General features: G+C 66.5%; 24 protein-coding genes. 12 read left to right on the forward strand and 12 right to left on the reverse strand.

The genetic code is table 11. The features are described from left to right. The 4 genes from ABGA94_RS11235 to ABGA94_RS11250 all read left to right on the forward strand — a co-directional run. The coding region (locus ABGA94_RS11235) for a TonB-dependent receptor family protein (RefSeq protein ID WP_375367301.1) at positions 1–1908 on the forward strand (1908 nt) is incomplete at its 5' end. Positions 1909–2133: 225 nt separating this feature from the next. Then, on the forward strand, positions 2134–2763 hold the full coding sequence (locus ABGA94_RS11240; protein ID WP_111178780.1) for a superoxide dismutase: 630 nt from the start codon (positions 2134–2136) through the stop codon (positions 2761–2763). Further along, complete coding sequence (locus ABGA94_RS11245) at positions 2760–3338, forward strand: flavin reductase family protein (protein ID WP_053498541.1); 579 nt, start codon at positions 2760–2762, stop codon at positions 3336–3338. Before ABGA94_RS11240 ends, ABGA94_RS11245 begins: the two co-directional genes overlap by 4 nt. Continuing rightward, the gene (locus ABGA94_RS11250) at positions 3335–3670 is read left to right on the forward strand and encodes a lipopolysaccharide assembly protein LapB (RefSeq protein ID WP_053498539.1); all 336 of its coding nucleotides are present in this window, start codon (positions 3335–3337) and stop codon (positions 3668–3670) included. The genes ABGA94_RS11245 and ABGA94_RS11250 overlap by 4 nt, the downstream gene beginning before the upstream one ends. 5 nt (positions 3671–3675) lie before the next feature. On the opposite strand, the gene ABGA94_RS11255 is transcribed toward ABGA94_RS11250, so the two are convergent. Both ABGA94_RS11255 and ABGA94_RS11260 read right to left on the reverse strand, forming a co-directional pair. Continuing rightward, positions 3676–4824 carry an acyl-CoA desaturase gene (locus tag ABGA94_RS11255; protein ID WP_005416924.1) on the reverse strand — a complete coding sequence of 383 codons (1149 nt, stop codon included), beginning with the start codon at positions 4822–4824 and terminating at the stop codon, positions 3676–3678. Positions 4825–4835: 11 nt separating this feature from the next. Continuing rightward, complete coding sequence (locus tag ABGA94_RS11260; protein ID WP_069138334.1) at positions 4836–5906, reverse strand: ferredoxin reductase; 1071 nt, start codon at positions 5904–5906, stop codon at positions 4836–4838. 92 nt (positions 5907–5998) lie between these two features. Between ABGA94_RS11260 and fabR the strand changes: the two genes are divergently transcribed. The 3 genes from fabR (at position 5999) to ABGA94_RS11275 (ending at position 9631) form a co-directional block, all read left to right on the forward strand. Next, positions 5999–6655, forward strand: coding sequence for an HTH-type transcriptional repressor FabR (gene fabR, locus ABGA94_RS11265; protein WP_005416927.1), 657 nt, complete (start codon positions 5999–6001; stop codon positions 6653–6655). Positions 6656–6933: 278 nt separating this feature from the next. Then, positions 6934–9093, forward strand: coding sequence for a TonB-dependent receptor plug domain-containing protein (locus ABGA94_RS11270; RefSeq protein WP_375367304.1), 2160 nt, complete (start codon positions 6934–6936; stop codon positions 9091–9093). Continuing rightward, positions 9083–9631: a thioredoxin-like domain-containing protein gene (locus ABGA94_RS11275; RefSeq protein ID WP_065179192.1), complete on the forward strand. Its 549-nt coding sequence runs from the start codon at positions 9083–9085 to the stop codon at positions 9629–9631. Before ABGA94_RS11270 ends, ABGA94_RS11275 begins: the two co-directional genes overlap by 11 nt. A gap of 78 nt (positions 9632–9709) precedes the next feature. On the opposite strand, the gene mntR is transcribed toward ABGA94_RS11275, so the two are convergent. Continuing rightward, positions 9710–10174 (reverse strand): manganese-binding transcriptional regulator MntR, encoded by a 465-nt coding sequence (mntR, locus tag ABGA94_RS11280; protein ID WP_005416934.1) that lies wholly within the window; start codon positions 10172–10174, stop codon positions 9710–9712. Between the two features lie 117 nt (positions 10175–10291). Between mntR and ABGA94_RS11285 the strand changes: the two genes are divergently transcribed. Further along, positions 10292–11623, forward strand: a complete 1332-nt coding sequence (locus tag ABGA94_RS11285) for an Nramp family divalent metal transporter (protein WP_375367306.1) — start codon at positions 10292–10294, stop codon at positions 11621–11623. A gap of 117 nt (positions 11624–11740) precedes the next feature. Here ABGA94_RS11285 and ABGA94_RS11290 read toward each other — a convergent pair whose 3' ends face one another. The 4 genes from ABGA94_RS11290 to ABGA94_RS11305 all read right to left on the reverse strand — a co-directional run bounded on the left by ABGA94_RS11290 (position 11741) and on the right by ABGA94_RS11305 (position 16007). Continuing rightward, a complete protein-coding gene (locus ABGA94_RS11290; RefSeq protein ID WP_005416939.1) occupies positions 11741–12067 on the reverse strand; it encodes a thioredoxin family protein in 327 nt (108 codons plus the stop codon). Further along, a complete protein-coding gene (locus ABGA94_RS11295) occupies positions 12039–12506 on the reverse strand; it encodes a flavodoxin (RefSeq protein ID WP_080375118.1) in 468 nt (155 codons plus the stop codon). The genes ABGA94_RS11290 and ABGA94_RS11295 overlap by 29 nt, the downstream gene beginning before the upstream one ends. 25 nt (positions 12507–12531) lie before the next feature. Further along, positions 12532–13572, reverse strand: a complete 1041-nt coding sequence (locus tag ABGA94_RS11300) for a ribonucleotide-diphosphate reductase subunit beta (RefSeq protein ID WP_005416944.1) — start codon at positions 13570–13572, stop codon at positions 12532–12534. Between the two features lie 71 nt (positions 13573–13643). Further along, positions 13644–16007 (reverse strand): ribonucleoside-diphosphate reductase subunit alpha, encoded by a 2364-nt coding sequence (locus ABGA94_RS11305; protein ID WP_375367308.1) that lies wholly within the window; start codon positions 16005–16007, stop codon positions 13644–13646. A gap of 433 nt (positions 16008–16440) precedes the next feature. Here ABGA94_RS11305 and ABGA94_RS11310 point away from each other — a divergent pair, with 433 nt between their 5' ends. The 3 genes from ABGA94_RS11310 (at position 16441) to ABGA94_RS11320 (ending at position 20585) form a co-directional block, all read left to right on the forward strand. Continuing rightward, on the forward strand, positions 16441–17418 hold the full coding sequence (locus ABGA94_RS11310; protein ID WP_065179191.1) for a zinc-binding dehydrogenase: 978 nt from the start codon (positions 16441–16443) through the stop codon (positions 17416–17418). 45 nt (positions 17419–17463) lie between these two features. Then, positions 17464–17790, forward strand: coding sequence for a hypothetical protein (locus ABGA94_RS11315; protein WP_095377111.1), 327 nt, complete (start codon positions 17464–17466; stop codon positions 17788–17790). A 167-nt stretch (positions 17791–17957) separates the two neighbouring features. Continuing rightward, positions 17958–20585, forward strand: coding sequence for a TonB-dependent receptor (locus ABGA94_RS11320; RefSeq protein WP_375367311.1), 2628 nt, complete (start codon positions 17958–17960; stop codon positions 20583–20585). Positions 20586–20651: 66 nt separating this feature from the next. On the opposite strand, the gene betT is transcribed toward ABGA94_RS11320, so the two are convergent. The 4 genes from betT to ABGA94_RS11340 form a co-directional block, all read right to left on the reverse strand. Then, positions 20652–22631 (reverse strand): choline BCCT transporter BetT, encoded by a 1980-nt coding sequence (gene betT, locus ABGA94_RS11325; protein WP_329915910.1) that lies wholly within the window; start codon positions 22629–22631, stop codon positions 20652–20654. 196 nt (positions 22632–22827) lie between these two features. Beyond that, positions 22828–23208, reverse strand: coding sequence for a VOC family protein (locus ABGA94_RS11330; RefSeq protein ID WP_021204273.1), 381 nt, complete (start codon positions 23206–23208; stop codon positions 22828–22830). Positions 23209–23304: 96 nt separating this feature from the next. Next, the gene (locus ABGA94_RS11335) at positions 23305–23628 is read right to left on the reverse strand and encodes a multidrug efflux SMR transporter (RefSeq protein ID WP_111128000.1); all 324 of its coding nucleotides are present in this window, start codon (positions 23626–23628) and stop codon (positions 23305–23307) included. Then, entirely contained in the window at positions 23628–23981 is a 354-nt protein-coding gene (locus ABGA94_RS11340) for an SMR family transporter (RefSeq protein WP_005416959.1), read from the reverse strand. Before ABGA94_RS11340 ends, ABGA94_RS11335 begins: the two co-directional genes overlap by 1 nt. A gap of 160 nt (positions 23982–24141) precedes the next feature. Here ABGA94_RS11340 and ABGA94_RS11345 point away from each other — a divergent pair, with 160 nt between their 5' ends. After that, a complete protein-coding gene (locus ABGA94_RS11345) occupies positions 24142–24993 on the forward strand; it encodes a LysR family transcriptional regulator (protein WP_188238485.1) in 852 nt (283 codons plus the stop codon). Positions 24994–25001: 8 nt separating this feature from the next. Here ABGA94_RS11345 and ABGA94_RS11350 read toward each other — a convergent pair whose 3' ends face one another. Beyond that, entirely contained in the window at positions 25002–25922 is a 921-nt protein-coding gene (locus ABGA94_RS11350) for a M14 family metallocarboxypeptidase (protein ID WP_111127998.1), read from the reverse strand. Positions 25923–26024: the final 102 nt, after the last annotated feature.

The raw sequence follows: 26024 nt of genomic DNA on the forward strand, positions 1-26024 counted from the left end.
GCGGGCGCCGGCGCACAGCTGTCCGAGGCGCTGGCCGGGGTCCCGGGCCTGGTCGCCCGTGACCGCCAGAACTTCGCGCAGGACACCCAGCTGTCGATCCGTGGCTTTGGTGCGCGCTCGACCTTCGGTGTGCGTGGGGTGCGGGTGTTGATCGACGGGGTGCCGGCGACCATGCCCGACGGACAGGGCCAGCTGTCGCATGCCAGCCTGCTCGGTGCCGAACGGATCGACGTGCTGCGCGGACCGTTCTCGGCGCTGTACGGCAATTCCTCCGGCGGCGTGCTGCAGGTCTGGAGCGCACAGGGCCAGGCCGGCGACCCGTGGCGGCTGCGCGTCAACGCGGGTGCCGACAACACGCTCAGCGTCGGCGCGCAACTGAAGGGTGCCGGCCGTGTTCTGGATTACAACATCGCCGCCAATCACTTCCGCACCGATGGCTGGCGCGACCACAGCCGTGCCCGCCGCGAATCGCTCGCTGCGCGTATCGGTGGCGATCTCGGCGGGGGGCGGCTGGAGCTGCTGCTCAATGCCTTCGATGCCCCCGATGCGCAGGACCCGCTGGGCCTGAGCCGTGCCCAGGTGGCGGCCGATCCGCGCCAGGCCACCGCCGTGGCGCACCAGTACAACACCCGTAAATCGGTGCGCCAGCAGCAGGCCGGCCTGCGCTGGACCCGTGAAACCAGGGCGCAGCGTTGGCAGCTGATGGGCTATGCCGGCCAGCGCGCGGTACGCCAGTACCTGCCGATCCCGCCGGCAGCTCAGACCAACAGCCCGTTGCATGCCGGCGGGGTGATCGACCTGGAGGGCGGCTATGGCGGGCTGGACGCGCGCTGGGGCTGGCACGGCGACCTCGCCGGCCGGCCGCTGGATCTGGTGGCCGGGCTCAGCGCCGACCGCCAGCGCCAGCATCGCACCGGCCATGAGAACTTCATCGGCAGCGCTCTCGGCGTGCGTGGGCAGCTGCGCAGAGACCAGATCGACACCGTGCAGAACGTCGATCAGTTCGCCCAGGCGTGGTGGCAGTGGAGTCCACGCTGGTCATTGCTGGCTGGCGTGCGTCGCAGCGCCGTGCGCTTCGAATCCGACGATCGCTACATCACCGCCCGCAACCCGGACGACAGCGGCCACCGCCGCTACCAGGCCACCACGCCGGTGGCCGGGATCAGCTTCGCGGCCAGCCCGCAGTGGCGGCTGCACGCGGCGGTGGGCCGTGGCTTCGAGACGCCCACCTTCAACGAGCTGGGGTATCGCGCCGACGGGCAGGCGGGACTGGCGCTGGATCTGGCGGCGGCGCGCAGCCGCAGCCTGGAGGTGGGCAGCAAATGGCATGCACAGGACGGAACCCAGCTCGATATCAGCCTGTTCCGCGCAGATACCGACGATGAGTTGGCAGTTGCCAGCAACATCGGCGGACGCAGCACCTATCGCAACATCGGCCGCACCCGCCGCCAGGGCGTGGAACTGCGCTACCGGCAGCCGTTGGCAGAACAGTTGGAACTGCAGGTGGCCTGGACCTGGCTGCAGGCGCAGGTGCGTGCGCCGTACCTGACCTCGAACACCTGGGTTTCCGCTGGCAGCCGCTTGCCCGGCGTACCGCGCCAGCAGGCGTTTGCCCGGCTGCAGTGGACCCCGGCCGACTGGCAGTGGGCGCTGGAGGCCGCCGCCAGCACCGATACCCTGGTCAACGACGTGGCCACGGAGCGGGCGCCGGGCTACGCGTTGCTGAACCTGGAAGCCGGTCGTCTCTGGACACTGCCAGGTGGCGAGCTGCGCGCCTTCGCCCGGCTGGAGAACGTGCTGGACCAGGCCTACATCGGCTCGGTGATCGTCAACGACGGCAACGGGCGCTTCTACGAACCGGGGCCGGGACGGCGAGCCAACGTCAGCCTGCAATGGTCGTGGCGCTGAAAGGGGTAGTGCGGGCCGCTGGCCGGCATCGCGCCGTGCACGACGTCAGGAGGTTGCCGGCCAGCGGCCGGCACTACCATTCCGCTCGTGCTGTCCTGCAGGAAGAATCAAAGCGATGAACGCGCACGCACCTCAATCCCGCCCCTTGACCTCAACCAATGTTGAGGTGCGATAACGATCTCCCCACGGCCAGCCCCTCTGGCCTTCCCCACGGAGATTGCTTCGATGTCGTACTCGCTTCCCCCGCTCCCCTACGCCTACGACGCCCTCGAGCCGCACTTCGATGCGCGCACGATGGAGATCCACCACAGCAAGCACCACCAGACCTACGTCAACAACCTCAATGCCGCCATCGAGCAGGCCGGCATCGCCGAGCAACCGGTCGAGGCGCTGATCGCCAACCTCGATGCCGTGCCCGAGGCGCAGCGTGGCGCGGTGCGCAACAACGGCGGCGGCCACGCCAACCACAGCCTGTTCTGGACCGTGCTCAGCCCCACCGGTGGTGCACCCGATGATGAACTGGCCGCCGCCATCGACCGTGACCTTGGCGGCTTCGATGCCTTCAAGGATGCCTTCAGCAAGGCCGCGCAGACCCGCTTCGGCAGTGGCTGGGCCTGGCTGACCCGCGATCGCGATGGTCGCCTGCAGGTGGAAAGCAGCGCCAACCAGGACAGCCCGCTGATGGGTGCAGCCGTGGGCCTGTCCGGCCACACCCCGATCCTCGCACTGGATGTCTGGGAACACGCCTACTACCTGCACTACCAGAACCGCCGCCCGGACTACATCGGCGCCTTCTTCAACATCATCAACTGGGCCGAGGTCGGCCGGCGCTACCACCAGGCCCGGGCCTCATGAGCGGCGAGACACTGCCCTACGCCGGGCCGTGGGCCGGGGTGTTCCCCGCCCCGGCCCCGGTGCCATCGGTCGAGATGCCGCCGCGTGCCCTGCGGCGGCTGCTCGGCCATTTCCCGACCGGCGTGGCCATCGTCTGCGCGCGCGATGCACAGGGCAAGCCGGTCGGCCTGACCATCAACTCGTTCGTACCGGTCTCACTGCAGCCACCGTTGGTGCTGTGGAACCTGGCGTTGCACGCACAGAGCCTGTCCACCTTCCAGCGCGCCACGCGCTTTGCGCTCAGCGTGCTGGCGGCCGACCAGGAAGCACTGGCCCGGCGCTTCGCCGATCCGCAGGTCCGCAACCGCTTCGACGGCCTGGCATTGCTGGATGACGACGAGGACGCCCCACCCCGCATCACCGGTGCGGTCGCCCATCTCACCTGTACCCGCCACGCGCAGTGGCCGGTGGGCGATCACCTGCTGCTGGCCGGCCGCATCATCGAAGTGCACGAGAACGGCGGCGCGCCACTGCTGTTCCATCGCGGCCGCTTCCAGCCCGGCCCGGCCGAGCTGCTGGCGGAGGTACGCGGATGAACATCGAAGCTCTGGAATGCATGCTTGCCGCCGGCAAGGACGGCGCGCTGCTGCGCTTCGGCCTGGGCAAGGGCTGGCTGGATGCCGGCAACCCGGTACGCGCGGCAACCCACCTGGGCCGTTGCGTGGTGCTTGATCCGCAGTACTCGGCGGCCTGGAAGCTGCTGGGCAAAGCCTGGCTGGCCAGTGGCCAGCCACAGGCGGCCCGTGAGGCGTGGCAGCGCGGCTTGAGCGTGGCCGGCAGCAAGGGCGACCAGCAGGCACGCAAGGAAATGCAGGTGTTCCTGCGACGCCTGGACCGCGAGCAGGCGGCCCTGGCGAAGGCGGGCTGAGTCGATCAGCCCGCGTTGGCAGATGCCGGTGCGGACATGATGTCCGGCATCGGCAGGCGGCGCGGCTTGCTCGGGAATGCGTGGCGCAGGATGCGCCAGACCACCTGGCCGAACTGGCGCGGCAGCGAGCCGTTGTTGTAGTGCTGGCCGTAGCGGCGGCAGATGTCCTTCACTTCCTTGGCGATGGCCGCATAGCGGTTGGCCGGCAGATCCGGGTAGAAATGGTGCTCGATCTGGTGGCTGAGGTTGCCCGACAGCACGTTGATCAGGAACCCACCGCTGATGTTGGACGAACCGCGCAGCTGGCGCAGGTACCAGTGGCCGCGCGACTCATTGCGCAGGCACTCCTTAGGGAAGGTTTCCGATTCGGCGGTGAAGTGCCCGCAGAAGATGATCACGTAGGTCCAGATGTTGCGCAGGCCGTTGGCGACCAGGTTGCCCAGCATCACGGTGAGGAAGAACGGACCCGCCAGCAGCGGGAAGAACACGTAGTCCTTCAGCACCTGGCGCAGCATCTTGCGCGCCACCGGGCGGGTCTGCAGCCACATCGCACGGGCACTCATGCGGCCCTTCAGCCAGCGGCCAAGGCGAAGGTCCTGCGCGGCCACACCCCACTGGAACAGCAGTGCGAAGATCGGCGCGATGATCGGCTGCAGCAGGTAGAACGGCTTCCAGCGCTGTTCGGGGAAGATGCGCAGCAGGCCATAGCCGATGTCATCGTCCATGCCACGCACATTGGTGTAGGTGTGGTGGCGGAAATTGTGGGTCTTGCGCCAGTTGTCGGCGGTGGCAACGATGTCCCACTCGTAGGTGTTGCCATTGAGCTTGGGATCACCGGTCCAGTCGAACTGGCCGTGCATCACGTTGTGGCCCAGCTCCATGTTCTCCAGGATCTTCGACAGCGCCAGCAGCAGCGTGCCGGTGATCGCGGCCGGCCACAGCAGCGGCATCCAGAACAGCGGCGAAAACGCTGCCAGGAACAGCAGGCCACGGCCACCCACGCCGAACCAGCGCACGGCGGCGGCCACGCGGCGGATGTAGCGGGTATCGGAGGCGCCGAGGCTGCCGATCACACGGTCGCGGATCGCGTCGAGTTCCTCGCCGAAGGCATGCATCTCGGCAGTACTCAGGGCACGGTCGGTGGCGCGGGTCATGGCAGGCGTCCTCAGAGATCCAGGGTCAGGTCGGTGGTCGGTGCGCTCACGCAGATCCGCACCGGCTGTGCCGATTCGGACTGCAGGTCGCCGGTGCGCAGGTGGCGGGTGGCGCCACTGACACGGTCACAGCTGCAGGTATTGCAGATGCCCATGCGGCAGCCATGCTTGGGCTTGATGCCATGGGCTTCGAGGCTTTCCAGCAACGAGCGGCCGCGCGGCACGCTCAGCTGGCGGCCACTGCGGGCAAGGGTCAGCGACACTTCGCCTTCGCTGCTGGCGTCACGCAACGGCGCTGGCGGAGTGAACGCTTCCGCCTGGAAACCCGCAACCTGGTGCGCCAGGCGTTCGCGCGCAGCGGCAACGAATCCATCCGGGCCACAGGCCAGCACGTGGCGCTGCGCCAACGGGGTGTCATCGCCGGCGACCTGCAGATCGTGAGTATCGATGCGTGCGGCAGGCACATCACCCTCGCGGGTGGTCAGCAGGTGCACACGCAGGTTCGGCTGGCGCGCGGCCAGCGCCTGCAGCTCATCACGGAACTGCAGCTGGGCGGCACTGCGCTCCCAGTAGAACAGGTCCACCGGCGCGGCCAGCGGGCGCTGGCAGGCGTCGCGCAGCAGGCTGCGCATCGGCGTGATGCCACTACCGGCCGCCAGCAGCAATACCGGAGCCGCGGCCGGCAACTGGAATTCTCCGAACGCAGCCTCCAGGCGGAACAGCTCACCCAGTTGTGCGTGGTTGACCAGATGCTGGCTGACCCGGCCGCCGTCGACCGCCTTGACGGTGATCGCCAGTTCGCGCGGTCCCAGCGCGGTGGGGCTGTAGCTGCGCTGCCACAGGCGTCCTTCAATCTCCACGCCGAGGGTGACGTGCTGGCCCGCGCGCATGCCGGCCCAGTGCCGGTTGGTGCGCAGGACCAGGGTCGCCGCGCCCTCGCCGGCCGGCTCGCGCCGGACCAGGCGGGCCACCGGCTCGCGCAGGGTCCACAGGGGATTGAGCTGGCCCGCCCAGAAATCGAACAGCGACGGCGAGACCCAGCGGTACGGAGAGAACAGGGATGGACGGACGACAGCGCTCATGGGCGCACTATACGGGCGCACATACACCTGTGTATACATGTGTATATTGAACCGGATTGGGTATGATTCAGCCTCGCCCCACCGGAACCGTCATGGCCGCCGCCACCGTCTTGTCGACGCCTGAAGATGCCAACAGCCCGGCCCGCCGTACGGTGAGCCGCGAAGATCTGCTGGCCGCCGCCCTGAAGCTGATCGGGCCGCACCGCAGTCTGTCGACGCTCAGCCTGCGCGAAGTGGCACGCGAGGCCGGCATCGCGCCGAACAGCTTCTACCGGCAGTTCCGCGACATGGACGAACTGGCCGTAGCGCTGATCGACGCAGCCGGCCGCTCGCTGCGCACCATCATCGGCGAGGCCCGCCAGCGCGCCACCTCCACCGCCACCAGCGTGGTGCGGGTCTCGGTGGAGACTTTCATGGAACAGCTGCGCGCCGACGACAAGCTGCTGCACGTGCTGTTGCGCGAAGGCGCGGTCGGCTCGGACGACTTCAAGCACGCAGTCGAACGCGAGCTGCATTATTTCGAGGAAGAGCTGCAGCACGACCTGGTGCGCCTGGCCGCACTGGATGGCGCGGTGCTGCACGCTCCGGAACTGGTAGCCAAGGCCATCACCCGGCTGGTGTTCGCGATGGGCGCCACCGCCATGGACCTGCCTCCGGAGAAGGATCCGGAGCTGGTCGAACAGATCTCCACGATGATCCGCATGATCATCGTCGGCGCCCGCACGCCCGCCGCATTCCGCCGCGGCTGACGATCGCGCCCTGGGGTCGAATCCCTTTCCAAAGGAAAGGGCTCTGACCCCAACCTCCCTGCCCACACGGCAACTCCATCCTCCGGACATGACCACCGGCAGGTTTGTGGTTGTTTTATGTAATGTTATAACACTCCCGTGATCTGGCCCGGCCGGCGCTCCACTCGGAATTGCTGCGGCTTCGTTATATAGCACTTGCTATATTGATAAGCCGCTGCTTCCATGTGCATCAGCCAGGTCGCCCTCGCCGCCTTTCTTCCCCCAAGGACGACGCCCTCATGCCCGTTGCCACGCCCCTCTTCCATCGGCTGCCCCTGGCCGCCGCCATTACCCTGGCCCTGCCGCTGCCTGCACTGGCTGACACTCCGAAACCGACCGAACTGGACCGTGTGCAGGTCAAGGTCAGCACCGCCACGCGCAGTGAACGCCTGCTGTCGGACGTGCCGATCCGCACGGAAGTGCTGCGCAAGGAAGACATCGCGCTGCGCGCGGCCACCGACTTCTCGCGCGCCGCCGAGCTGATCAACGGCCTGCGCGTGGAGAGCAACTGCCAGAACTGCAACACCAGCGAAGTACAGCTGCTGGGTCTGCCCGGCGCCTACAACCAGCTCCTGTTCGATGGCATCCCGCTGCTGTCCACGCTGGGCAGCGTGTACGGCCTGGAACAGATCCCGGCCGGGTTCGTCGACCGCATCGAAGTGGTCAAGGGCGGTGGCTCGGCGCTGTACGGACCGGGCGCGGTTGCCGGTGTGATCAACCTGATTCCGCCGCTGCCGGCGCGCAGCGGCGGCCATGTGCAGGCCGGCGTGGATGTGCTGGAGGGTACACCTCAGAAGAACGCCGACGTTCGACTGGACCTGGTCGCCAAGGACGCAGACGCTGGTCTGTCGGTGATTGCCCAGCGCAACTGGAACAACGGCATCGACTACAACGGTGACGGCTACACCGAGATCACCCGCAAGAACCTCAAGGTCGGCGGGCTGCAGGCCTGGTACGCGCCCACGCCGGGCACGCGGCTGCGCCTGGACCTGCAGGTGACCGATGAAACCCGCCGCGGCGGCAATCGCCTGGACCAGCCAGAGTACCTGGCCAACATCGCCGAATCGCTGGATACGAAATACCGCCGCGGCAGTGTGTCGTGGGACCAGGAGATCACCGCCGACGTCGATTTCCGCCTGGCCTACGCCTTCGCCGACATCGACCGCGACAGCTTCTACGGCGGCCTGGGCGACGTGGTCACCGATCCCTCGGCGCCCGGCCATGACCCGTTGCAGCTTGACCGCAACCTGGCCGGCAGCGCGGCCTCGCGTTCATGGCGCCAGTACGGCCACACCCACAACCCGCTGCACTACATCGACAGCCAGTTGAACTGGCGGCTGGGCGCGCATGCACTGGCCTTCGGTGTGCAGTACAAGCACGAGGCGCTGGGCGACGACAACCGTACCGGTGATGGCCAGCGCCTGGCGGTGCTGGAAGACGCCACCTTCCACAACATCGGCGCCTTCATCCAGGACGAGTGGAGCCTGCGCGACAACGTCGACCTGGTATTGGGTGCGCGCGTGGACAAGAGCTCGGAACTGGACAGCGCAGTGTTCTCGCCGCGTATCGCGCTGGCCTGGCAGGCGACCCCGAACCTGAAGTGGCGCGCCGGCATCGCCACCGGCTTCCGTGCCCCGGAGATCTTCGTCGAGGACGTGCATGTCGATACGCTGGGTGGCGAGCAGGTGCGCGTGCGCAACACGGACGGTCTGAAAGAGGAACGCGCGTTGACCACCCTGTTCGGCTTCGACTGGCGTTCGGACCCGGCCAATCCGGTGTGGAGCTGGGATGCCACCGCCTCCTATGCACGCATCCGCGACACCTTCGCGCTGGGCGAGATCCAGCGCGGCGATGACGGCCAGCTGAGCCAGCTGCGCTACAACGCTTCCGGCTCCAACGTGCTGGGCGCGGAAACCAACCTCGGCTGGCAGCCGTCGCCGCAGTGGCGCCTGACCGCCGGTGCCTCGTGGTACCGCTCACGCTTCCGCGAACCGCAGCGCATCTTCGATGACACCGGCGACGGCGGTGACACTGTGATCGAAAGCCGCGACTACCTGAAGACACCGCGCTGGACCGGCTTGGCACAGCTCAGCTGGATTCCGGCCGAACCGTGGGAGACCTTCGTCGCGCTGCGCCATACCGGGCCGATGTCGGTGCTGAACAACCGGCTGGGCGAGCTGCACCGCACACGTTCGTTCCTGGTCACCGACCTTGGTGCGCGCTGGCACCGGCATCTGGGCGCACAGGCGCAGCAGGAAGTGTCGGTAGCTGCGGGCGTCAAGAACGTATTCGACCAGCGCCAGAAGGACCTCGAAGTGGGCGCGCTGCGGGACAGCGACTATGTCTACGGGCCGCGCTTCGCGCGCTCGTGGTACCTCAACCTGCGCTATGCGTTCTGAAGCACTGCGGACGCTGTTGCTGACCGGCGCGCTCCTGCTGGCCGTACCGGCGATGGCGGCAGACCTGCACGCGCAGGTCGCCGCCTCGTTGATGCGGCCAGAACAGCGGTCACTGCGGCCCATGCAATGGTCGCCGCCACCGAAGCTGGTGGCGCTGTACTTCGGCGCCGACTGGTGTGCACCGTGCCATGCCTTCGTACCCACGCTGCGCAGTGTGCGCGACGCGTTGCGCGAGACCGGCGCCGATACCGAAGTGGTGTACGTCAGCCTGGATGAGAGCGAGGCTGCATTGCGGCGCTACATGCACGCGCAGGACATGCCGTGGCCGGTACTGGACCCGCGCCGCGCCGCGCGCATGCCCGCACTGCAGGCACTGGCCGGGCTGGGACCACCGAACCTGGTGCTGATCGATGCGGATGGGAAGGTGCTGGCCAACGGATGGCAGGGCCGGCGCTATGAAGGCCTGCAGCCAGTGTTGAAGGAATGGACGAAACGCGCGTGCGCGCAACAGCAGGCGCGCTGCCCGCCTGGATTGTAGATCCACGCCATGCGTGGATGCTCCCTGTCATCGCGCGAACAGCAGCCGAGCATGGCTCGGCTCTACAGGAAACGTGGCTCAGCCGCCCTCGGCCCTGCGCACGAATGCCTCGAACAACGCCAGCGTCTGTTCGCTGACATGGTGCTCGATGCCCTCCGCATCGCGCCGCGCGGTGTCTGCGTCCACGCCCAGCGCCAGCAGGAAACGCTCCACGGTCTGGTGCCGCTGGCGGCTGGCATGGGCCAGCGCCTCGCCTTCCGGGGTCAGGAACACGCCGCGGTACGGCCGCTGCACCACCCAACCATCACGGGCCAGGCGCCGCAGCATCTTCGCCACGGTGGGCTGGGCCACACCCAGGCGCGTGGCAATGTCGACCTGGCGGGCCTCGCCGCCATCGGCCAGCAGGTCCGAGATCAGCTCGACATAGTCCTCCACCAGCTCCATCCGGTGCGCCTCGCGCACTTGCCGGAAGCTCTCGACCTGGCGCTCGGCCTCGATCAAGGGGGTGCTTTTCAGCGATGTCGAATCGTCGGTCTTGCCCACGCCTGCGCCTGTCCTTCCGGTGCAATCCGGTGTTGAACCTGAATTCTGGACCAGTCACACGATAAAGACGATTGTTTCACATTGCTAATGACTATAGCAGGAGCTATATTCGGACCCATGAACACCCTGGCGCCCCACGACCCTTCGGCCTCCACTCCGGCCAGCCTGGGTGCGCTCAACGCCTCGGTCGCGGTGCCCGACAAGGGGCACTGGTGGTTTCGCCTGCTGGCCTTCCTCGGCCCGGGCTACATGATCTCGGTCGGCTACATGGACCCAGGCAACTGGGCCACCGACCTCGCTGGCGGTTCGCGCTTCGGCTACCTGCTGCTGTCGGTCATCCTCATCTCCAACCTGATGGCGGTGATCCTGCAGGCGCTGTCGGCACGGCTGGGCATCGCCACCGGCATGGATCTGGCGCAGGCCTGCCGCGCGCGGTACCCGAAGCCGGTGAACCTGGCGCTGTGGGCGCTGTGCGAGGCAGCGATCATCGCCTGCGACCTGGCCGAGGTGATCGGCACCGCGATCGCATTGAAGCTGCTGTTCGACCTGCCGCTGCTGTGGGGCGCGGTGATCACCGCGCTGGATACGCTGCTGGTCCTGCTGCTGATGAACCGCGGCTTCCGTGCGCTGGAAGCCTTCGTGATCGCGCTGCTGATGGTGATCTTCGCCTGCTTCATGGTGCAGATCGCGATGGCTGCGCCGCCAGTGATGGCGGTGCTGGGCGGCTTCATTCCGCGCGCGCAGGTGGTGACCGATCCGCACGCGCTGTACATCGCGATCGGCATCATCGGTGCCACGGTGATGCCGCACAATCTCTACCTGCATTCGTCCATCGTGCAGACCCGCGCCTACCCGCGTACCAATGAAGGCCGTCGCAGCGCGCTGCGCTGGGCGGTGACCGACAGCACCCTCGCGCTGACGCTGGCACTGTTCATCAACGCCAGCATCCTGATCCTGGCGGCGGCGGTGTTCCATGCCAATGGCCGTTTCGATGTGGAAGACATCGAGCAGGCGCACCAGCTGCTGGCGCCGATGCTGGGCGTGGGCGCGGCGGCGACGTTGTTTGCGATCGCGTTGCTGGCCTCCGGCCTGAACTCGACGGTGACCGCGACGCTGGCCGGCCAGATCGTGATGGAAGGTTTCCTGCACCTGCGAATGCCGCCGTGGCTGCGACGGCTGATCACCCGCGCACTGGCGATCATTCCGGTGGTGGTGGTGATCCTGCTGTTTGGCGACCAGGGCGCGGTGAAGCTGCTGGTGCTGAGCCAGGTGGTGCTGTCAATGCAGCTGCCGTTCGCGATCATCCCGCTGGTGCGGATCGTGACCGACAAGGTGACGATGGGGGCGCTGGTGGCCCCGCGCTGGCTGGGCGCGATCGCCTGGGTGGTCGCGCTGGTGATCGTGGTGTTGAACGTGAAGCTGCTGGTGGATACCTTCAGCGGCGCCTGACGCCAAACCACGGACCCTGCCCCGGTAGATCCACGCCATGCGTGGATACCTTGTAGAGTCGAGCCATGTTCGACTCATCGCTCACCGTGCGAACGGCAGCCGAGCATGGGCTCGGCTCTACAAATGCAGCGCGATCGCGGCCTCGATCTGCTGCGGCGACTGGAACCCGGCCAGGCGCGTGCGTTCGTTACCATCACGGAACAGGGACAGCGTCGGCGTCTGCCGCAGCCCCAGTTCCCTGAAGAACGCCTCACCCAGCACTTCCAGCTGCACGCGAAGCAAGGTGGTGCCCTGCCCCGCTACGCTGTTGGCCACCCGGTGCAGCGACACTTCCAGCATCCGGCACCCGGGGCACTGGTCCTTGTGGAAATCCACCAGCACCCGCGGGTGCTCGGCCAGCAGCTGCTGGAACTGCTCAGGCGTGGTGGCGTCGATGATCTGCATCGTGGTTGCTCCAGTAGTGGGCCAGGACCGCATCGGTCCAGGCGTCGATGGCTTCGGCATGACGCTCGCCATGCGGCATCTGTTCGATCTCCAGCGGCGGGTAGTCGCTGCGGAAATAGCGGATCAGCCGGTGCACGGCACCACAGTAGTACTCCTGCCCCCACTGCGTTTCGCCGGTGCCGAACACCGCCAGCTGGCGTGGCTGCTGACCGCGCTCGGCAATGCCAGCCACCCACGCCTTCATCTCCGCTGGCGTGCGCCCGGCGTTGTCGGTCCAGCAGCCCAGCAGCACCAGGTCGGCCTCGCCGGCAGCCAGCGGCGGCGCCTGCCGCAGGTCGTCGGCCTCCTGCCAGTGCACCGCATGACCTGCGGCGCGGCAACGCTCGGCGATCTGCCGGCCGAGCTCGCGGGTGTTGCCGCTCAAGGAGGCGACCACCATCAGGATGCTCAGCGCGGTGCCGGGCTCAGAGGTCGTCGAAGCCGTTGTCGACGTTGGTCTTCTTGTAACTTGCATTGCGCATCTCGAAGAAGTCGGTCTTGGTCTCGGTGAAGTTGTCGGCGTAGGCCCTGATCCAAGGCATCACGTTGTCGGTGGTGTCGCTGTACAGGCGCTCGATGCCGAGCATGCCGGCCATCTTGTTGGCGCGGTACTTCACGTAGCGCACCATCTCGTCCACGTCGATGCCATCGATGCCATCCAGCACCTCCGACGACCACTGCGTCTCAAGCTCGATGGCATGTTCGAATGACTGGTGCACATAGGCGGTCAACTCATTGGTCTGCAGCTCGGGGTTTTCGCCGATGATGGCGCGGATCAGCTCGCTGATGAACTTGGTATGGGCCAGCTCGTCGCGATTGATGAAGCTGATGATCTTGCCGGTGCCGTTCATGCGGTTCTGCCGCACCATGTTGTAGAAGTACGCGAACCCGGAATAGAAATTGATGCCCTCCAGGATCGAGGACTGGATCAACGACTTGAGCAGGGTCTCGGCGGTCTTCTCGCGCATGAAGTCGTCGTACGCACCCATGATCGGGGCATTGCGCTTGATGATGGTCGGGTGGGTGCGGGCGATCTCGAAGATCCGGTTCTGGTTCGGCAGGTCGGTGATCGAGGCCAGCACGTAGCTGTAGCTCTCGTTGTGGATCACTTCCTGCTGGCCGATGATCGCCGCGTTGGCATGCGCGGCCGGGTCGGTGATGTACTCGGCCACGTTGTAGATGAAGCGCGTCTGCGGTGAATCCAGCGTGGCCAGCAGGCCGATGATTGAATCGTAGGCGTTCTTTTCGCGCCCTGACAGCTCGCCGTACTGGCGCGCATCCAGCTTCATGTCCACTTCGTCGGGAATCCAGAAGTTGGTCGACAGCTCCTTGTAGGCCCGATAGAACGACGGGTACGGGATATCGTTCCAGTTGAGGATGCCGCTGGTCTGGCCGTTGATGATGCCGGTGCTGCGGTTGGGATGGCGCGGTTCGAGGATCTTGATGCGGTCGAGGGGGGTTGCCATGGGCTTCTGCCTTCGTTCTCTTTCTATCGTGTTGCCGGCCAGCGGCCGGCACTACCGTGGGTCGCCGGTGGTCAGCTGGCGCACCACTCGCATTCGCTGATGTCGATGTCGTTGGAGCGCACGTAATAGGTGGTCTTCAGGCCTTCGCGCCAGGCGCTCAGGTGCAGCTCCAGCAGCGTGCTCGCACGGATGGTGCTGGGCACGTACAGGTTGAAACTGATCGACTGGTCGACATGCCGCTGGCGGCGCGCGTTCTGGCGCACGCTGGCGAACTGGTCGACCTTGTAGGCGCCCTTCTCGTAGTACGGCCAGGTCTCCAGCGACAGTCCCGGTGCTGCCACCGGCCGCCGGAAGTCCTTCTTCTCCTCGTAGTAGAACGCGCTGTAGATCGGGTCGATCGATGCGGTGGAACCGGCAATCTGCGCGGTGCTCATGTTCGGCGCGACGGCCAGCAACCAGCCGTTGCGCAGGCCATGCGTGGCGACCTCGCGGGCCAGGCTGTCCCAGGCCACGCCGCTGTAGCCGCGGTCACTGAAATAGCGTCCGTTGTGCCAGTCGCTGCCCGCGAACATCGGGTAGCTGCCCTTCTCCTGCGCCAGTTGCGCGCTGGCCTGGATGGTCAGGAAGTTGATGCGTTCGTAGAGACGGTCGGCCAATTCTTCGGCATCCGGAGATTCCCACTGGATCGCCTGCTGCGCCAGCAGGTGGTGCCAACCGAACGTGCCCAGGCCGATGGCGCGGTACTTGCGGTTGGTGATCGTGGCCTGCGGCACCGGCAACGCGTTGAGGTCGATCACGTTGTCGAGCATGCGCACCTGGATCGGGATCAGGCGCTCCAGCACATCGGTGGCCAGCAGGTCATCCGGCGCACTGATCGCCCGGCCGAGGTTGATCGAGGACAGGTTGCAGACCACGAAGTCGCCCGCACGGCGCGTGGTGACGATCTGGTCGCCGCTGACGATCTCCTGGATCATCCGCGTCGGGCTCATGTTCTGCAGGATCTCGGTGCACAGGTTGCTGGAATAGATCATGCCCGCGTGCTTGTTCGGGTTCCTGCGATTGACCTCGTCGCGGTAGAACAGGAACGGGTTGCCGGTTTCCAGCTGGCTGAGCATGATCCGCTTGAACAGATCGATGGCCTTCACCGTGCGGCGGCTGATGCTCTCATCGGCCACCAGCTCGGCATAGCGGTCGCGGAAGCTGCCCGAACCGCGCTTCTCATCGTAGAAGTCCTGCAGGTACCAGCCCTTGGCCTGCTTCACCTCGTGCGGGTCGAACAGGTACCAGTCGGCGCGGCGCTCGACCGCTTCCATGAACAGGTCGGGTACGCACACCGAGGTGAACACATCGTGCGCGCGCAGGCGCTGGTCGCCGTTGTTGAGGCGCAGGTCCATGAAGGCTTCGATGTCGCGGTGCCAGATGTCCAGGTACACCGCCACCGCGCCCTTGCGCTGGCCCAGCTGATCAACCGACACCGCCGTGTTGTTGAGCTGCTTGATCCACGGCACCACGCCGCCGGAGGAATTGGCCACGCCACGGATCGGTGCGCCGCTGCTGCGCACGTAGCCCAGGTAGGCACCGACGCCGCCGCCGTGCTTGGACACGCGCGCGATATCGGTGTTGGAGTCATAGATGCCCTGCAGGCTGTCGTCCACCGTGTCGATGAAGCAGCTGGACAGCTGGCCGCCCACCTTGCCGGCATTTGCCAGCGTCGGCGTGGCCACGGTCATGTACAGGTTGGACAGCGCCCAGTACGCCTCGCCAACCAGCTGCATGCGGCGTTCGCGCGGCTTTTCCTCCTGCATCAGGTACAGCGCAATGGTCAGCCAGCGCTCCTGCGGCAGTTCATAGACCTCGCGGCTGCGGTCGCTGGCCAGATAGCGCGTGGCCAGCAGGTACAGGCCGTTGTAGGCGAACAGGCGGTCGCGTTCCGGATCGATCATCTCACCGGCCTGCTGCAGCTCTTCCTTGGAATAGCAGCGCAGGATGTCGTTGCTGTAGATACCACGATCGGCGAGGCTTTCCTGCAGGCCCACGTAGGAGCCGTACTTCAGGCTGACATCGTAGAAGCGGTTGCGGCTGGCACGCTTGTACAGGCGACGCAGGTAGATGCGCGCGGCGAACTGTTCCCACTCGGGCGCGACCAGGTCCACCCGCGATTCGGCCTCGCGGATCAGCAAATCGACCAGGTCGTCGGCGCTGATACTGGGCTTGCGCTCGACCATTGCCTGCACCACGCGGCGGTAGTCGCTCACATCCAGCTGCGGGAACTCGGCATGCACCGCGTCGATGCTGCGTTGCAGGCGCTCGGCGTCGAACGGCAGGCGGCGGTTGCCGGCCTCCTTGGTGATCCAGGTCGGCACGCGCACGCCACCAGCGCGCAAAGCGTCGCCAGCGCCGGCCGGATCGGCCACGCGGAAGGTACTGTCGGTCATGGTGGTGAAACTCCAGGCTCGCACGCGCATTGGCGGTCGATGCCATGGCGGCCCTGGACGCGATACCGGCGCACGGGGCGAACGGGTGGATTGCCAGGGTGCGGGAACGTAGGTCGTCGGCATCTGCCTGCGCCTGCGGCCGGTATCCGGGCCGTGGGGGGCGACCTGCGTCCGCACGATGGCGGCCGCGTCGACACGGCAAGCCTTCAGGGGCGGGCCGCGGGACGTTTGCTACATGTCCGGCGGCGGCGGCTGACCGGGAGTGACGGCCACAACATAGTGGGGATGACGCGCACCGTCAACACAAGATGCGGTAATCACGACATGCCGCGACGATCAGTCGCAGGATGCCGTGTTGCAGCGGCGACGCCTTGTCGACATGCCCTGCGTCCCCAGTTCGGTACAACATCCACTTTCCCCGGAACACCGCCCCATGCGCGCTGCCCAGTACTCCTCCTTCGGCAACCCGGCCGACGTCCTCGCCATTGCCGATGCCGCCCTGCCCGAGCCTGGCCCCGGCGAGGTGCGCATCCGCACCGTGCTGGCCTCGATCCACAACCACGACCTGCTGACCGTGCGTGGCCTCTACGGGTACAAGCCGACATTGCCCGCGATCGGTGGCAGTGAAGCACTGGGCGTGGTCGATGCACTCGGCGATGGCGTGGACGGCCTGCAGATCGGCCAGCGGGTGGCCGCCGCCTCGGTGCACGGCACCTGGGCCGAGGCCTTCGTCGCACCGGCACGCATGGTGATTCCGATGCCGGAGGCGATCCCGGACGAGATGGCCGCACAGTTGATCGCGATGCCGCTGAGCGCGCTGATGCTGCTGGAATTCCTGCACGTCCAAGCAGGCCAGTGGATCGTGCAGAACACCGCCAACGGCGCGGTCGGCAAGTCGCTGGCGATGCTGGCAAAGGCGCGCGGCGTGCACGTGGCCAACCTGGTGCGCAATGCCGCGGCCGTAGCGCAGTTGCAGGCGCTGGGCATCGATCATGTATTCGACACCTCGGTGGACGGCTGGAAGGATCGCGTGCGTGAAGCGACCGGCGAAGCACAGGCCGCGGCCGCGGTGGATTCCATCGGCGGTGATGCCAGCGGTGACCTGGTCGACCTGCTCGGCCACCACGGCACGCTGGTGTCGTTCGGCGTGATGAGTGGCGAGCCGATGCACATTCCAGCCGGCGGCCTGATCTACAAGGAGGCCACGGTGAAGGGTTTCTGGGGCAGCAAGGTCAGCCAGGCGATGGCGGTGGAAGACAAGCGCCGGCTGGTGGGTGAGCTGCTGAAGCGTGCGGCCAGCGGCGAACTGACCTTGCCGGTGGAGCAGATCTTCGCGCTGGACGATATCGCCCAGGCAGCGAAGGCCGGTGCTGGGTCGGGACGCAATGGCAAGGTGCTGCTGCGGCCGTGATGCTAGGCACTGGATCCGGCGGCGCCGCGCGCCGCCGTCATCCCAATGGATAATGTCTACATCGTCTTTGCTGAAGAAGGAATCACGTTGAGCGGAATGAATGGTCGGAAGGTGCTGCTGGCGACCTTTCTCGGGAGCAAATCCCCTCCTGACGATGTTCGGCCCTCCGAAGACTACTGGAGGTTGATCGGTACCAACGGGACCATTGTTCTTGAGGAATCCCAGACTTCCATGACCAGGCATCAACGTGGCATGCGGGTGCTGGTCCAGTTTCCTGAAAGCATCACGGATATGGGGCTTGCTTGCCACAACGACATACCGGACAGCCTCTGGATTTTCGTCTCCGACCTGATAATTCACCCAGTCGATTGAATGGATCGGGGTTGAATGCAGTAGCGGCGCCCGGATACGGTCCGCCGCTGCCTGCTCCGGTCGTTAAGAACCTGTGATGTATAACTGAATGCGCTTTCGTCATTGGAAGGCGCAGGTACCTGCATGCGGTACTGACGGCTCCTCCCCCGTTCGGCGTTGCCGCTTCCATGTACCGCACCACCCTGAACCTGCTTGCCGGCGCGATCGCGCTGGGCCTCACTGCTGGCACCGCCAGCGCCTCTGAAACCACCGATGCCGGCAAGGACAGCACCACCCTCGGCGCCGTGCTGGTGACCGGCTCCAACATCAAGCGCAGCGATACCGCCGGGCCGAACCCGGTGCAGATCGTCAGCCGCGAACAGATCGAGCAGACCGGTCGTTCAACACTCACCGACGTGCTGCGCAATCTGTCGGCCAATGCCGGCAACAGCTTCGACGAGCAGTACACGGGCAGCTTCGCCGCCGGCTCTGCCTCGATCGGCCTGCGTGGCCTGTCACCGAAGAACACGCTGGTGCTGGTCAACGGCTACCGCGTGTCCAACTTCGGCTTCGCACTCAATACCCAGGACACGTTCGTCGACCTCAACGCGTTGCCGATCAGCGCGGTCGAGCGCATCGAAGTGCTCAAGGACGGCGCCTCGGCGGTGTACGGTTCCGATGCCATCGCCGGGGTCATCAACATCATCCTGCGCAGGAACTTCCAGGGCGTGGAAGTCGGTGGCGGCTTCGGTACCGCCACCCAAGGCGGCTTGAACGAACGCAAGGCCAACCTGTTGGCCGGCTTCGGCGACCTGGAGCAGCAGGGCTGGAACGTGCTGTTCGGCTTGGACCTGCTCAAGCGTGATCGCCTCGACGCCGACCAGCGCGCCTATACCCGCAGCGGCGATTTCCGCGACAAGCCCGGCGGACGCCTGGCCGGCTGGTCCACCGCCGGTGGCAACTGGCTGTCCAACCCACGTGCACCGCAGCCGTTCGCCAACTGCCCCGAGGGCAGCCAGCTGCGCCCGTACAGCGACTTCGGCAGTACCCTGCCCGGCCAGGCCTGCGCCTTCAATGCGCAGCCGTTCAAGACCCTGCAACCCGGCGCCGAGCGCCTGCAGGCCTCGTTGAGTGCAACCTACCGCTTCAACGGCAGCGTCGAGGCCTTCGCCGATGTGCTGTACAGCCACAACAAGGCCGACCAGATCTTCAGCGCGCCGCTGACCGTCGGCCCCGGCCTGCGCGCGTACAACCCGGCCACCGGCACGCTGATTGACGTGCCGGCGGTGCTGCCGGTCGGCCACCCGAACAACCCGGGCAGCACGCCGCTGCCGTTCGAGTACACCTTCTTCGATCTCGGCCCGCGCCTGAAGGACAACACGCAGGTGTTCTACCGTGCCCTGGCGGGCGTGCGCGGCAGCGGTGAACGCTGGGACTGGGAAGTCGCGGCGCTGACCTCGCAAAGTGCGCAGCGCGAGTACGTCGACAATTTCGTCAACCGCTATGCGTTCGAACAGATCCTGCGCGACGGAAGCTACAACTTCCTCAACCCGTCCGCCACGCCGGGCGCGCTGGATGCACTGCGTCTGCAGACCAAGCGGCCAGGCTGGTACAAGCTGCACGCGTTGAACCTGAAAGCCTCGACCTCGCTGTGGGAGCTGCCCGCCGGTGCGGTCGGCTTCGCCTGGGGCGCGGAGTTCCGCAAGGAATCGCTGGATGCGCGCACCAGTGCCCAGGTGCTGTCGGGCACCGAACTGCGCCCGGCGATCAACGTGGTCAACGGCGAGCGCCAGGTCAGCGCCGCCTACGCCGAACTGAGCGTGCCGCTGCATCGCACCCTGGAACTGCAGGTAGCCGGTCGCGGCGATCACTACGATGACTTCGGCAAAGCGTTCTCGCCCAAGGTGGCGCTGCGCTGGCAGCCGCTGGACAGCCTGCTGCTGCGCGGCTCGTTCTCGCGCGGCTTCCGTGCACCGTCGCTGCCGGAGATCGCGCCGGGCCAGACCGTCAGCTACGGCTCGGTGATCGATCCGCTGGACCCCCTGCAACCGGGCGGCAGCCGTGGCGTGACCAACATCCGCACCGGCAACCCGGACCTGAAGGCCGAGCGCTCGCGCAACTTCAACGTGGGTGCAGTGTGGTCGCCGGATGGCGACACCAGCATCGGCCTGGACTGGTACCGCATCGAGCAGGACAACCTGGTCAAGCCGGACAGCGCGCAGTTCATCGTCGACAACCCGACGCTGTTCCCGGGTCGCGTGCAGCGTGACGCGCAGGGACGCATCCAGTTCATCACCAACCAGTACGCCAACCAGGGCGAACTGACCACCTCCGGCCTGGACCTGGACGCCAGCCGCACCTTCCGTACCGACGGCTGGGGCAACTTCACCGTGGCCGGCAGCTGGACCCACCTGCTGAGCTTCAAGCAGCCGCTGGTAGCCGGCCAGGCGCCGTACGAAGGCGCCGGCAACAACCGCCACGGCGCACTGCCGCGTACGCGCGGCACCACCTCATTGAACTGGGCGGTGCGCGACTGGAGCAGCACGCTGAGCCTGCAGTACGTGAGCGGCTACGACCAGCGCGTGGCGACGGCGACCAGCAATCCGGGGCTGCGTAACCGCGTCAAGCCGTATCACCAGCTGGACCTTTACGTGGCGTACGAGGGAATTCCGAATACCACGCTGTCGCTGTCGGTGCTGAACCTGACCGACAAGGATCCGCCGTTCGATCCGGCTGGCGGTTCCAACGGCTTCGACATCAGCCAGTACAACCTTCGCGGACAGTTCGTCTCGCTGGGTGCGCGCTACCGGTTCTGATGCGCCAACGGGGCGGCGATGATGCGCCGCCCCGTTCGCGTTGCCGGCCAGCGGCCGGCACTACCATCACCGACTCAGGTGCAGGAACTGCAGGTGCCGTTCGTACTGGCTGATGATGTCGTTGATGATCTGCTTGCGGCTGTAGCCGACCAGGTCGTAATCCTGGCTGCCTTCGAACAGGTGCACCTCGGCGCGGTAGTAGCGCTGGTTGCGCAGCTGCTGCGCGGCGAACGACGGGGTCAGGTAGCCGCTCAGGATCACCCGGTACAGGAAGTCCTGCTGCTCGCCGTGGTTCACCGTCAGCTCCATGTCGCCAGCCTCGAAGCGGGTGGATACATCCCAACCCTGCCCGCGCAGCTGTTCGGCCACCGCCTCCATCGCCGGCTTCACGGTGTCATCCATGAAGCGGTAGACCTGGTCGCGCACCGGGAAGTGCATGGCCTGGCTCAGGCGCTGGCGCCAGCCCTGATGATGGCGATCGTCTCCGATCAACGGCGACGGCCGGTACTGCAGCGCGCGCTTGCGGTGCGACTCGTCACTGAACGCGCGGGTCAGGCCCCACATCATCAGCAGCAGGATCGCCGAGAACGGCAGCGATGCCAGCACCACCGCCGATTTCAATGCATCGATGCTGCCGGCCAGCAACAACCCTGCGGTCAGCACCGCAATCACTGTGCCCCAGAACACGCGCAGCCAGCGCGGACCATCGTCTTCGGGTGATCCACCATGCGACGACAGCGTGGACAACACCACCGCGCCCGAGTCGGCCGAGGTCACGAAGAAGATGAAGCTGACCAGCACTGTCACCGTGATCACCGCGCGGCTCCAGGGGTAGCCATCCAGCAGTGCATACAACACGGTCGGTGGGTCATCCACCGCCAGCTGCGCCAGTTGCTGCTGGCCGTGGTGGAGCACCTGGTCCAGCGCGCTGTTGCCGAAGATCGACAGCCAGGCCAGGGTGAAGCCGAGCGGGATCAGCAGCACCCCGAACACGAATTCGCGGATGGTGCGGCCACGTGAGATGCGCGCGATGAACAGGCCGACGAACGGTGCCCAGCCGATCCACCAGGCCCAGTAGAACACCGTCCAGCCGCCCAGCCATTCCGGTCGGCCGCCATAGGCGTACACATCGAAACTCTTGCCGACCACGCTGCCCAGGTAGTCGCCCAGGTTCTGCATCAGCGTGCTGAACAGGTACTGCGTCGGCCCGGCGAACAGCATGAACAGCACCAGCGCGATCGCCAGCAGCATGTTGATGTTGGCCATCCAGCGCACGCCCTTCTCGACGCCGGACACGGCCACGGCCACGGCCGCGCCCATCATGCTGACCACCAGGATGATCTGCACCAGGTTGGAGTGCGGAATGTCGAACAGGTGCGAGAGGCCGGCATTGAGGTGCAGCACGCCGAAGCCCATGTCGGCACCGATGCCGAATACGGTGGCGACGATGCCCAGCGCATCCACGGTGTAGCCGATCGGGCCATTGATGCGCTTGCCGATCAGCGGGTACAGCGCCGAGCGCAGGGCCAGTGGCAGGTTGTGGCGATAGGCGAAGTAGGCCATCGCCATCGCCGCCAGCGCGAACACGCCCCAGCCGTGCAGGCCCCAGTGCAGGAACAGCAGCTGCATGGCCTGGCGCGCGCCAGCCTCGCCTGCGGCCGGATCGCCCTGCGGCGGCTGCAGGTAGTGGGTCAGCGGTTCGGATACGCAGAAGAAGAACAGGGTGATGCTGATGCCGGCGGCGAACAGCATGCCGGCCCATGAGAGGTAACTGAACTCCGGCTCGTCATGGTCGGCACCCAGCTTGATGCCTCCGTACTTGGACAGCGCCACGCCCACCACGAACACCAGGTACAGGGTCATGGCCAGCAGGTAGTACCAGCCGACGTTGAGGGCGGCCCAGTCCTGTGCCTTGAGCAGAAGGCGGCCCGCGCCGAGCGGGAACAGGCTGACGAACAGCGCGAACGCCACGACAACGATCGCCGCGAAGGCGAACACAGGCCGAAGGGTGCGCACCGGGGATTGTTGCGGCTCCAGTACTTCCATGGGGCGGCGTTCTCCGGTAGATCAAAGGGTTAGCCGACCGATTCTGGCTGAACCGCAGTGGACAGAGCATGAAGTTGCGGCCTGTGGTCGCAGGCCCGTCCGCTCATTCCGTGGTATCACGCGCGCGCTGCGACGCACCCTTGCTTGCGCGGGCCGCGCGCACCGCCTGCGGCGCGGCCACGCGCATCCTGTCCGATCACGACATTACATGCACCGCACACAGCTTATTGCCATCCGGGTCACGCAGATAGGCCAGGAACACCTGCCGACCGGACATGTTGCGGACGCCGGGCGGATCTTCGATGGCGGTACCACCGTGAGCCACTCCAGCTTCCTGCCAGGCACGCACGGCCTCTGCACTGCCCAGACTGAAACCGATGGTGCCACCGTTGGCATGGCACGCTGGCTGCCCATCGATCGGCGCGGTTACACCGAACATCCGTCCATCCTTGAAGTACAGCAGCCGTCCCTTCTCGTCGAATACGCCCGCACGCGCGGCCATCGCAGCGAACAGGGCGTCGTAGAAGCGACGCGCGGCATCCATGTCGTTCGTTCCTACGGTGATGTGGCTGAACATGCGGGCACTCCATGTGGAAAACCGCAGTGTCGATGAGCGCGGGCGACTTCGCAAATCGCTGCATCATCGCCGCCCCGCTCGCGACCGGGCGTGCTGCTACTTGGCGGTGCTGAGCAGCAGTACCGCCGCCGTGACCAGGGCGATGCCAACCCAGCCGATCGGCCGCAGGCGGTTACCGAACAACAGGCGGCCGCAGGTGGCGGTGCCGATCACGCCGATCGCCCCCCACATCGCATAGGCCGTGGCCAGATCCATGTAGCGTACGGCCTGGCCCAGCAGGGCGAAGGCGATCCAGACCAGGACGATCGCACCGACGCCCCAGCGCCAACGACGGAAACCTTCCGACTTGGCCACCATCATGTTGGCGGCGACGTCGGTCAGCGCCGAGCAGATCACGAAAAACAGGGCCAGGGTATTCATCAGTGCGCCTCCCCGAGGGTGACGCAGACGATGCCGGCCACGGCCAGCATCAGGCCGGCCAGCTGCTGCAGCGACAGGCTTTCACCGAACACGGTGAGGCCGACCACGGTCAGCAGGGTCAGGCCAAGGCCTTCCCACACCGCGTAGGCCACGCCCACGGCGATGCGGCGCACCGACTGCGCCAGGAAGAAGTAGGACAGCGCCAGTGCGCCGGCCATGATCAGGTAGCCGCTCCAGCCGCCGTCGCGGGCGGCATGGGCCATGAACGAGGTGCCGACCACCTCGGCGATGATCGCCACGGTCAGGCAGGCCCAGGCGGCCAGCGCGCCACGGGCGGGAACAGTACGGGACATGTGAAGCTCCTTGCAGGGCGGGGACCGCGCCGCCTCTTCAATGGGTCCACGGCATGCGTGGAGGGTCCGGAACGCCCCGCAGACAGGGGCGACGACGGCCAGTATCATCGCCTTTTACGGTGGTATCAAAATAGATCCCATCGACAGGAGCGATGGATCAATGCCCTATTCCCCTGAATCCCTGCAGGCCTTCGTGGAAGCCGCCGCGCTGGGCTCGTTCTCGGCGGCGGCGCGCCGCCTGCGCAAGACCCAGTCAACGGTCAGTACCGCCATTGCCCATCTGGAGGCCGACCTGGGGGTGAGCCTGTTCGACCGCAGCGGGCGCTACCCCCGGTTGACCGAGGCCGGGCGCCAGGTGCTCGGCCATGCCCAGGAAATCCTCGCCGCCGATGCCCGCCTGCAGCAGTTGAGTGTGCGCCTGGCCGCGCCGGTCGAAGCGCGGCTGACCGTGGTGTTCTCCGACGTGTACCAGCTCGATCCGGGGCAGCGCGTGCTGCAGCGCTTTGCCGAAGCATTCCCGGAGATCGAACTGGAATGGCTGGATGCCGAAGGCGATGACGTGCTGGAGCTGGTCGGCAGCGGCCGCGCCGCGCTGGGCCTGCTGCCGCAACAGGAAAGCTATCCGGATGGCCTGATGGCCCGGCCGTTGGCCCATCACAGCGAACTGTCGGTGTACGTGGCGCGCGAGCACCCACTGGCCAGCGCCGGCCGTCGCAGCGCCGCACAGCTGGCGCGGCACCGGCAGGTGCGATTGAGTGCGGAGGTCGATCAATCCCACATCGTCACCGGCCTGGCCTGGACCGCCACCGACTATCTGATGGTGATGGAGATGGCCGAGGACGGCATCGGCTGGGCCGAGCTGCCGCGGGCACTGGTGCAGCGTTATGACCGCGGGCGACTGGTGGAACTGACGCTGCCCGGCTGGCCGCGGCGCATCCACAGCGACCTGCTCTGGCGCCGCGACGCGCCGCCGGGACCGGCCGCACTGTGGTGGGCCGACGCGTTGGGGTGAAAAAGGGGTCAACGATGGGCGAGCGCGTAATCCAGTGCCGCGCACACCGCAGCCACCTGCGCGTCGTTGCACTGCTGCGGGGTCGCCCGGGAGCTGTCCGGGTAGACCTCGGTGGTGGTGGTGAACTTCGCACCGGTGATGCCCGCGCACAGTCCCAGCTTCACCAGCGGATATTCGATCACGCCGTGGGCCACCAGCGGCGAACCGATGATCTCGCCCTTGTCGTCAGCCGGCGCGATGTGGGTGACCTTCTCCACCGCGGCGATCACCGCCTGCTGGAAGGCCGGCTGCGGGTTCTCGCTGTCATCCACCAGGTAGAAGCCATCGGGGATCAGGCCCGGTTCGAACGGCTTGCCGTCACGCGCGGCCAACGCCGGGCGGAACTCGCTCTCGTCGCTGTCGGTGGTCTCGTGCAGGTCGATGTGCAGCACGAACTGACCCTTGATCGGTGCGATCAGCTCGATCAACGCGGTCGACTCGCGGGCCGGGCCGTCGACACGAAAATTGCGGTTCGGGTCGATCGCATCGAAGTTCCAGCGGTTGATGCGCTCGAAGCCCCACGGATTCACGCACGGTGCCACCAGCAGATTGGCCTTGCCGGCGTAGTCGGCGGCGTGCTTTTCGAGGAATTCCAGCGCGCCCATCACGCCGCTGGTCTCATAACCGTGCACGCCACCGGTAACCAGGGCAGCCGGCAGCGCCGGGTTCCAATCGCGGCTGCGCAGGGCGAACAGGGTGTAGGTCTCGCCAGCGTAGTCGAGCTGGCCATAGGCCACCTTGTCGAAGCGCGGGGCCAGCGCCTCGATGCGCGGCAGCACTTCCTCGTCATAGCGACGCAGGCGCTGCTGGCGGCCACGCCACGTCTCCCGTTCCGCCGCTCCCCACGGCTGGCCAGGGGTTCCGACGGGGTAGAAGGCGGCTTGGGACATGGCAGATCTCAGCGAGTCAGGAAGCAATCGCCCACTCTACCACCGGGGGAACAGCGTGAACCGGCGGCGCATTCCATTGACGAATGGAATCAGCAATAATTC

It is taken from the genome of Stenotrophomonas sp. 3diitr2024 (assembly GCF_042136455.1).
GTDB lineage: Bacteria > Pseudomonadota > Gammaproteobacteria > Xanthomonadales > Xanthomonadaceae > Stenotrophomonas > Stenotrophomonas sepilia.